This window comes from candidate division WOR-3 bacterium, from assembly GCA_039801905.1.
Taxonomy (GTDB): domain Bacteria; phylum Hydrothermota; class Tepidihabitantia; order Tepidihabitantales; family JBDRVQ01; genus JBDRVQ01.
In genome coordinates this window covers 1-6,499 of the sequence record JBDRVQ010000053.1, presented here as the reverse complement: position 1 = coordinate 6,499, position 6,499 = coordinate 1, and the positions used below count along the sequence as shown (strand labels likewise).

General features: G+C 43.6%; 4 protein-coding genes. 2 read left to right on the top strand and 2 right to left on the bottom strand.

Translation table 11 applies throughout. The features are described from left to right. On the bottom strand, positions 1–2,608 hold a 2,608-nt coding region (locus ABIL00_07935; protein MEO0110688.1), incomplete at its 3' end, for a S8 family serine peptidase. A gap of 14 nt (positions 2,609–2,622) precedes the next feature. Beyond that, a complete protein-coding gene (locus ABIL00_07930) occupies positions 2,623–3,834 on the bottom strand; it encodes a hypothetical protein (protein ID MEO0110687.1) in 1,212 nt (403 codons plus the stop codon). 415 nt (positions 3,835–4,249) lie between these two features. On the opposite strand from ABIL00_07930, the gene ABIL00_07925 reads away from it, so the two are divergent. Further along, positions 4,250–5,833 carry a T9SS type A sorting domain-containing protein gene (locus tag ABIL00_07925; protein MEO0110686.1) on the top strand — a complete coding sequence of 528 codons (1,584 nt, stop codon included), beginning with the start codon at positions 4,250–4,252 and terminating at the stop codon, positions 5,831–5,833. Between the two features lie 84 nt (positions 5,834–5,917). After that, the coding region (locus tag ABIL00_07920; GenBank protein MEO0110685.1) for a C25 family peptidase propeptide domain-containing protein at positions 5,918–6,499 on the top strand (582 nt) is incomplete at its 3' end.

The window sequence follows — 6,499 nt, the reverse complement described above, 5'->3', positions numbered from 1 at the left end:
AGGAATCAAGAATGACAAATCGGGAATCACCAGATTTTAAGATGGCAGTCACATTATAGCCATGCCCTAAACCCTGATTCCTGACACCAACCGCTAAACTGGCATACTCTCCGGGGTCAACTCTTCCATTATTATTGCCACCAGGTTGGGAATCCCAAACGATTAAGCCTTGGGCAAATAGAACTGGGGTACCGACGAATAAAGTGAGGCGCGACTCCCATAAGGAGTCAAGGGTATCTTTCGTAACAAGATTAAATGGTATCGCATAACCATTGGTGCAAGATGAGGCGACATTGAAGTTAAAGCCATCAGAACCGGTAAAGGCAGAATCGTTCGCTTCAATCCGGGAGAAATACTTAAAGGAATCGGTGATGGTGATATTCGGGTCGGGTTGTCGCAAGCGTAAGAATGTCTTAACCCCTAAGACCGGATAGGTGTTATAATTTTTCACCCAGGTTGGCATCTCAATTAATTCCCCAGGATTGATTATGCCGTCACCATTACCTCCGGGAGGATTATCAACAATTAGATGGCGATGGTATCTCACACCAGAAGGCGGTCGGATGAATAGACCACCGGTAACAACAACCGCATAGGGCTGACGCTGGGTGACAACATTCTGCGCTTGAATCCTTAAATTCCATCTTCCCAAGGGAGGTGAATTAATTCGGAAGAGTTCTAAGGGGTTTAGGTTATCAAATGGTTGACTGGGATTTCTTACCGACTGCCCCTCGGAATAGATATTCCCCCGATAGAAAGATCCATCCGGCGCGGTGAGTTGACAATTGAGGTTATTGATTAGACAAGGGTTAGTACCGGGGGCAGCGGCAGTATCGGTCCAGACAACCGCTACTCTTAAAGGAATCTGGTCATTCACTTCAAACTCGTAATCAACATATTCACCAGTCGCCAAACCGACAGTATCGTCGTATAAAAAGAGTTTTCTTCTATCCGGGGTTGGTTGAGAAAAATATAAGACCGAGTCCAAGTTTAACCTTCCCCAGCCCACATATTCTGAAGGGATGGTATAAGAGCCGATATTAGGGTCCGCGGAGACTAAAACGCATGCCTTTAGTAAGGCAGCCGAGACATAGGAAAAAGAATCATCCGGATTTCTCTGTCCCGAAGGATAGAAGCCTTTCTTTAAGTATTCCCGAATTAAACCGATACTCCCATTGACACAAGGAGCAGCCATTGAAGTTCCAGACATTGAAACATAACTATTCTGGGTATTTCTCTGTGCGGAATAGATTCCTTCTCCAGGAACCGAAATATCCGGTTTTATTCTGCCATCTGGTGCTGGACCACGGGAGGAATAGGAAGAGAGGACAGTAGAATTTAATCCATTCTGCAAAGAGGCGCAGGCGATGATTGATTTGGAGTTTCCCGGTTCAGTTATTAGGTATTGGGAAGATTGCCCCTGATTGCCGCAGGACTTAATCAAAACAACATCTTTATTCTGCCAGCAGAAAAGATCGGTTGAGGCACTGGCATTGGTATATTGCCCCCTCGTCCCCGTCCACCAGGAATTAGAGATTGTCCTTGCCCTTAATTGGGGATTTCTTAGCCAATTGGTCAACATATTGAAAGGACCGGTTAAGTCCCAACCGGTTGGCTGAGGAATTGGGGAAAGAACACTAATCCGACCTCCTTTAGAATGGCCATCATTGGGATTTGTCCCGCCATTGATTGAATCATTACCTCCAATTGTACCGGCGACATGGGTACCGTGGCCATCTGGGTCACCAACTCCCTGATAGGTATAATTCTTAAAGACTGCCACCTTCCGATGATTGGGAAACTCACCGGTATCAGTAATTGCCACATTCGGGTCTCTAAATGCCCAATGGTTGACATCAAGGCCGGTATCGGTGTAGCCTAAAATCTGGTCAACGCCGTAAACCCCTTGGTCCCAAATCCTTCTATTATTCTGCGACCAGGTCTGAACCACCCATTGGCATTGCTCATTCTCCAATTCCGCGGGATGCCACTCTTCAATTGAAAAGACGAATGGTAATTTGGCAATCTCTTTCACCAACTCTCGGTCGCAATCAACTTCAATCACCTTAAAGGCATCCGAGACGCCGTAACGGACAACCTTGCCCCCAAGGGTTTTGATGGTAGAAATTGCCTCTTCAATATCTTCGGGATAGAAGAGGGTAACCGTAATTCTCCCATAGCCCTCATCTGCCAAAGTTTGGGAATGGAACTTATAACCTGGTTGATAGATCCCAACCCAGCGGATAAATGGTAACTTTCTTACCGCTTCCGCTTGCCCGCCGTTCATCTTGGCGATTGCTAAATAGCGAGAGTGGAAACCTAAAAGATTAATGCCCATCCTTGATAAATCATTTAAGAAATTTTGGTAAATCGGTTGGGCAAATTGGATAAGATAATAACCGGTACCGTCATTGGGATAATCATCAAGGAGGAGTTCGGGCAGAAGCGGTGGTTTTTCAAAGGCCGGGTCAAATGGTTTAATATCCCAAAAACCGACCTTGAACTCCTCTTTTTGGGTGGAGGGTAAAAAGATACCTTTCCCCTTGGGCAGAAAGGGATTTTCCGCAAAGAGGAAGGCAAAAAAGATAAAAAATAAGAACTTCTTCATAAGGACCTCCTAAACTATTTAATCAACACTTTCTTTCTTACTCCCTTTCCTTCCAAAATGAAAAATATTCCCCGATTTTGGAGAAGAGAGCCTTTCTCAACCCTTCTCCCCAAGGCGTCATAAACTAAATCCTTCTCTTCCCTTAAACTCTTTTCTATCTTTTTCCCTTCGGAAATCCCAACCCCATTATTTAACCGAACTTGCATACTCTCCGCGGTCCAGTTACCAGCCACATCGTAGGCAATTACTTTCACCCAGTAGTTTCCGTCCGGGAAATCACTAGTCCGCCATTTACCCGTAGTATCAGTCCGCTCAATTAGGGAATCGCCATCGGTATTGGTAATAATGAAAAAATATTCTCGGTTATTATAATCACCCAGACTCCGACAGGTAGCATCTCTTTTATAAACGGTCTTAACCGTAATCGTATCCGTAGAAGAGAAGAGGTCGTACTTAAAAATTAAAGAAAGGGTTTGAGGTACACTTCTCGGTCCGGATATAGAATATTCTATCTTATAAGGTGCCAACTTATCCCAAGTAGCGTTACCGGTGGTCCAACCGGTCTTATCATAAATCCGGGCGATAATGTCAACATCTCCGGAGAGGTTTTGAGGTTCAAGGTAGGTGGAAGAATTATTCCGGCAGAAGGCAAAGCGTTGTCCGGCTCGGGCATCTTGAAATGTTGGTTTCACAGTGTCGGTATTCGGTTGGATTAAAGTTAAAGGGTTTTGGATAAACCACCAGGTGGGATTTTGGGGTTGAGAAGAAGTTCTCCGCCAGAGCCTTCCGGTATCTGAGATGCGAGCGAAATGGATATGGTCAAAACCGGAGACGGGCCAAGGGACTAAATAACCAATTAGTTCTCCGGGGAGAACGGAATCCCCTTCTTGTTTGTGATACCGATTGGGGTCAATGTGGGCATAGAGCCAACCCGGTGCCCTTCCGGTATAATTTAAGTTGGAGTCACAGATTGCTAAGCGCCAGTGATATTCCGCTTGGATTGTTAACCAAGCCTTCACCCAGCCTTTGGCGACCGCATAGACCGGCTGACCTTGTTGATTAGGGGTTATCACATCAATACCGTTATGGAAATAAGAACCACTGCCATAATTTTGGAAATTTCCCCAGTTATTGCCTAAGGGATGGACCTGATTTTGGGGTGCGATGGGCCAACCGTAATCCGGGAAAGAAAAAAGGTAATAACAAAGAAAGATGAAAGTAAACATAGTGAATTTTATTATAAAATTTCTCCTTGTCAATGAGAGAGCGGTTGACATCTTCAAAACTAGATACGAAAAGTTCTCTCACCAAAAGGGAGGAGTTTATTTTTATAAATTGGGGGGAACGAGATAGGAGGCGATGTTCGGAGTATAAATGGAAGCCTCATAAAAGACCTAATTAAAAGGGCAATAAAGATAATAAATAAGGCTCCAAAAAAGGAGCCTAATTTTGGAAGTATAATCCGGAGAATAACCAGAGGGGTAATTGAGTAGGTAATTTAAGGGGTTAAAAGAGGATATAAAGAAGGGAAGATTTTAGAGCCACCCGTGGCTTCGCCCCGAGGCAAGAAGGAATGAGCCCTTGCTTTTGCCAAATTTTATCTTATAATTACTGATAAAGAAAAAAGAAATGGGAGGTAAAATGTTAAGGTTCTTTTCTTTTCTTACTTCTTTTACATTAATTACCGGCTTCTTCCTATCCTCTTTATTTGGCGAGGTCGCTACCCTTACGGAAGGTAAGGAAATAACGACGATTCAGGAACTAAATTTTTCCGGAAAGAATATCGGTATCTTAGGAAGATATAAAACCTCGGAAAAGGCTTTCCCCGGTTATGATACCCTCTATTGGCACGACTATAGCCCCTACAATGGCGGTTATACCGGTGTCGGTTATCTCTTCGGCTTCGGAGTAAAATTAGAACCAGAATATTATCCGGCAATCATTACCGGTGTCCACCATCGGGTCTTTCGTTTACGATACGACTCAATGCAGATTCGGATTGTTGACGATGATGGGAGTGGCGGCGCCCCGGGCTTGACTTTGCGCAAATATGATACCCTCACCACGACCTACTCCACTTCCTTTATCTACCACGCCTTACCACCACCAAAATGCACAATCTGGGATGGGAAATTCTATCTCTTCCTTCTTGACGCCCATCATCCGGCTCATTCCACGGATTATGGCTTAAACTGGTTGCGGGATAATGATGGGGTTCAAGCACCAACTGGTTACCATTGGAAACATGACTCCTTAGGGAATTATACCCAGTGGAATCCTTATTACGGAGATATGGAGATGGGAGTGGTTGTTGAATACCACGATGTCAGTTTAGATTCTTTAACCGGCTTAAAAGAAAATGACACCGTCTTTATTGACTCTACCTACCGAATTAAAGCCTTCTGCCGAGAATTGGCGGGTTTTGCCGAGCCGAACCTACCGGTAATTTTTAAGGTCGCCAACCTCTATGTTGACACCGAATATATCTCACTAAATCCAAACCAATCTGACACTGTGCGATTTGATTGGTTAGTAAATCTGCCCGAAGGGAATTACGATGGTATATGCTATACCAATTTAAGTAGTGATACTCGGAAAGCAAACGATACCTTCCACTTTTCTATCACCGTCGTCGGCCGGCACGATGTCGGTTGCACCAAAATTATTGCCCCAACCGGTATTGTAGATTCGGGAGCAGTGATTACGCCCGCCTGTTCGGTTTATAACTACGGCAATTTAACGGAGAGTTACTCGGTACGACTAAAGATTGGCTCATCTTATGATACCACCGTCTCTGTTTCCGACCACAATCCGAGAACTTACCTCTATCTCACTTTTCCGGATTGGACCGCCTTAGAGTTGGGAAATTTTATTGTCTCCTGCTCTACGGAACTTTCTCGGGATGAGAACTTAGAAAATGACCGGGCACTGGATTCAGTCTCCGTAAGGCGGGTCTCCGGGGTTGGAGAGTTAATAAGAAACTCAGAAGGTTACCCCCTCTCTTTTATCCCAAACCCAATAAGAGGTTTGCTTAAAGTGAGTTATCATCTCCCGAAAAAGAATTTAGCAACCCTAAAAATCTACAATCCCCTGGGATACCTTGTCCATACGGAAAAGAGCGATAAGGGCTTTTTTATGATAAAGAACTTACCGGCTGGAGTTTATCTCCTCCGCCTTTCTGGAGGCGATTGGAAAGAAGAAAGGAAGATTATTATTTTACCTTAAATTTATCGTCGCAATTAACGGAAAAAGATAGGGAACAATTTGACAAATCAAAAATAGATCCGTAAATTATAAAATGGAGGAGTGATGAAGTATTTTTTATTTTTTCTCCTTTTTCCTTTTTTTCTTTTCTCGGGTTCAATTTTTCACAAGTTTTCTTTTCCATCCGATGATTTCATCTTCGGTGAAGAAAACGGTTATCAAGTGATTTTGATGCCTGGGCAATTTTCCAATTACGAACCTGGTAAACCAATTTTGCCCTTGGCTATTTATTCTTTTCTCTTGCCGCCGGATGCCGAAATAAAAGATTTAACAATTGTCTCAAAAGAGGTAGAAGAGTTAGAAGGTGAGTATCTTTTACATCCGGGGCAAAAGGCAGCCCCTTTTTCCCTACCCCGACCGGAGTTTATCCCACCGGACGAAATTCTTTATAACTCTCTAACCCCTTATCCGGAAAAAATTATTGAATATACCAAGACCGGGGTTTTGGCGGGCTATCGGATTTTCGGAATAAAAATTTATCCCTTACAATATATCCCAAAGGAAAGAAAGGTTTTATTAACGAAAGAGTTGGTGATAAGAATTGATTACGAAGAAAAAAAATACGAACCAATCTCTCTCACCAAAAGCCAAAAGGAACTATTCGCCCAAGAAGTAGAGGTTTTAGTT

Excerpts from the sequence above, each read along its gene's own strand:
- ABIL00_07925 (MEO0110686.1), top strand. The coding sequence starts at position 4,250 with ATGTTAAGGTTCTTTTCTTTTCTTACTTCTTTTACATTAATTACCGGC.
- ABIL00_07930 (MEO0110687.1), bottom strand. The coding sequence starts at position 3,834 with ATGTTTACTTTCATCTTTCTTTGTTATTACCTTTTTTCTTTCCCGGAT.